We start from the raw sequence: 3,115 nt of genomic DNA on the forward strand, positions 1-3,115 counted from the left end.
CCGCTCGCACGGCGGTCGTGCGCAGCACGATGGAGGCGGTCGCCGACCGCGGGAGACCTCAGACCAGCGAGCGGCCCGGATCGAGCGGCGCGCGGCTGCGCTGGCGGCCCTTGCCCCCCTGCGCTACCCCGAGGACCTGCCGGTCGTCGCCCGCAAGGACGACATCGCGACGGCCATCCGTGACCACCAGGTGGTGGTCATCGCCGGCGAGACGGGGTCGGGCAAGACGACGCAGATCCCCAAGATCTGCCTCGAGCTCGGCCGCGGGGTCGAGGGCCTGATCGGCCACACCCAGCCGCGCCGGATCGCCGCCCGGTCGGTGGCGGAGCGGATCGCCGAGGAGACCCGCACCGACCTCGGCACGGCGGTGGGCTACCAGGTCCGCTTCACCGACCACTCCCAGCGCGACACCCTGGTCAAGGTGATGACCGACGGCATCCTGCTGTCGGAGATGCAGCGCGACCGCGAGCTGCGCCGCTACGACACGATCATCATCGACGAGGCGCACGAACGCAGCCTCAACATCGACTTCATCCTCGGCTACCTCCGGCAGCTGCTGCCGCGCCGGCCGGACCTCAAGGTGATCATCACCTCGGCCACCATCGACCCGCAGCGCTTCGCCGAGCACTTCGCAGTCGACGGCAGACCTGCACCGATCATCGAGGTCTCCGGGCGCACCTACCCGGTCGAGGTCCGCTACCGACCCCTCGTCCGTGAACAGGGCGACACCCTCGTCGACGTCGACCAGGTCACCGGCATCTGCGAGGCGGTCGAGGAGCTGTGGACCGAGGGCACCGGAGACATCCTGGTCTTCCTGTCGGGGGAGCGAGAGATCCGTGACGCCGCCGACGCGCTCACCGGGATGTCGCTGCCGCAGACCGAGATCCTGCCGCTCTACGGGCGGCTCTCGGCCGCCGAGCAGCACCGGGTCTTCAGCTCGCACAGCGGCCGTCGCGTCGTGCTGGCCACCAACGTGGCGGAGACCTCGCTCACGGTGCCCGGCATCCGGTATGTCGTCGACGCCGGCACCGCGCGGATCTCGCGCTACAGCCAGCGCACCAAGGTTCAACGCCTGCCGATCGAGCCGATCTCGCAGGCGAGCGCCGCCCAGCGCTCGGGCCGGTGCGGCCGCGTCGCCGACGGCATCGCGATCCGGCTCTACTCCCGCGAGGACTTCGACGCCCGACCGGCCTACACCGACCCCGAGATCCTGCGCACCAACCTCGCGTCGGTCATCCTGCAGATGACCGCCCTGGGCCTCGGTGACATCGTCAGGTTTCCCTTCGTCGACCCGCCGGACTCGAGGCAGGTCGCCGACGGCGTCCGGTTGCTGGAGGAGCTCGGCTGCATCGACGGGTCGGTGAGCGACCCACGCAAGCGGCTCACGGCATACGGCAGGAAGGTGGCCCGGCTGCCGGTCGACCCACGACTGGCCCGGATGCTGCTCGAGGCCGAGACCAACGGAGCCCTGCGCGAGGTGCTCGTCATCGTCGCGGCCCTGTCCATCCAGGATCCGCGCGAGCGGCCCGCCGACAAGAAGGCGCAGGCCGACCAGAGCCACGCCCGCTTCAAGGACGAGCACAGCGACTTCATGGCGCTGCTCAACCTCTGGCGCTACCTGAAGGAGCAGCGTCGGGAGCTGTCGGGCAGTGCGTTCCGGCGGATGTGCAAGCGGGAATACCTGCACTACCTGCGAATTCGTGAGTGGCAGGACCTGCACAGCCAGCTCAAGCAGGCCTGCAAACAGCTCGAGCTGACGCTCAACTCCGACGAGGCCGACGCCGACCGGATCCACCAGGCGCTCCTGGCCGGGCTGCTGTCGCACATCGGCCTGCGCGACCCCGACAAGCGTGACTACCTCGGGGCCCGTGGGGCACGGTTCGGCATCTCGCCCGGCTCCGCGCTCTTCCGCAAGCAGCCGCAGTGGGTCATGTCGGCCGAGCTCGTCGAGACGTCGCGGCTGTGGGCGCGGGTCAACGCCCGCACCGACCCCGCGTGGATCGAGAAGCAGGCGCAGCACCTGGTCAAGCGCAGCTACTCCGAGCCGCACTGGTCCAAGAAGCGCGCCAGCGCCGTCGCGAAGGAACGGGTGACGCTGTATGGCGTGCCGCTGGTCGTCGGGCGCACCGTCGGCTATGCGCGGGTGAACCCCGAGGAGTCGCGCGACCTCTTCATCCGGCAGGGGCTCGTCGAGGGGGAGTGGGACACCCACCACGAGTTCTTCCACGCCAACCGCGAACTGGTTCGCCGGCTGGGCGAACTCGAGGAGCGCGCCCGCCGTCGCGACCTGCTCGTCGACGACGAGACGCTGGTCGACTTCTACGACGAGCGGCTGCCGGCAGACGTCGTCTCGGGACGGCACTTCGACTCGTGGTGGAAGAAGGCTCGGCGCGAGAACCCCGATCTGCTGACGTTCACCGAGGACCTGCTCGTCAGCGACGAAGCCGACGAGATCGATGCCGACGCCTACCCGCAGGAGTGGCATCAGGGCGACCTCACCTTTGCGGTCTCCTACCAGTTCGAGCCCGGCACCCAGGCCGACGGCGTCACCGTGCACATCCCGGTCGAGGTGCTCAACCAGGTCCAGGACGCCGGGTTCGACTGGCAGGTGCCGGGACTGCGCGAGGACCTCGCCATCGCCCTGCTCAAGTCGCTGCCCAAGGCGCTCCGGCGCAACTTCGTCCCCACTCCCGACCACGCGAGGGCGGCGCTCGCCGCTGCCGACCCCCGGGCCGGCTCGATCACCGAGGAGCTCGGCCGAGCGCTGCGCGAGCGCACCGGCGTCGCTGTCGCCCCGGACGCGTGGGACTTGGACCGGGTGCCCGACCACCTGCGCGTCACCTTCCGGATCGAGGGCGACCGCGGTCGCCCGCTCGGTGAGGGCAAGGACCTCGAGGCGCTCCAGTCCCGCCTCCGGCCGGAGGTGCGCCGCACGATGCAGCGGGTGGGCCGGGCGGTCGAACGGGAAGGTTTGCAGCAGTGGGACTTCGGCCGGCTGCAGGAGCGCTTCGAACGGCGCCAGGGCGACCGCGTGGTGCACGGCTTCCCCGCGGTCGTCGACCAGGGCGGCAGCGTGGCCGTCCGCGTGCTGCCGACGGAGGCCGAGCGCGATGCC

General features: G+C 70.8%; 1 protein-coding gene. It reads left to right on the top strand.

Going from position 1 to position 3,115, the window contains the following annotated elements; genetic code table 11:
* A partial coding sequence (gene hrpA, locus FRW57_RS19630; protein WP_420853271.1) for an ATP-dependent RNA helicase HrpA occupies window positions 1-3,115 on the top strand: 3,115 nt, incomplete at both ends.

It is taken from the genome of Segeticoccus rhizosphaerae, from assembly GCF_009192725.1.
Lineage (GTDB): Bacteria > Actinomycetota > Actinomycetes > Actinomycetales > Dermatophilaceae > Segeticoccus > Segeticoccus rhizosphaerae.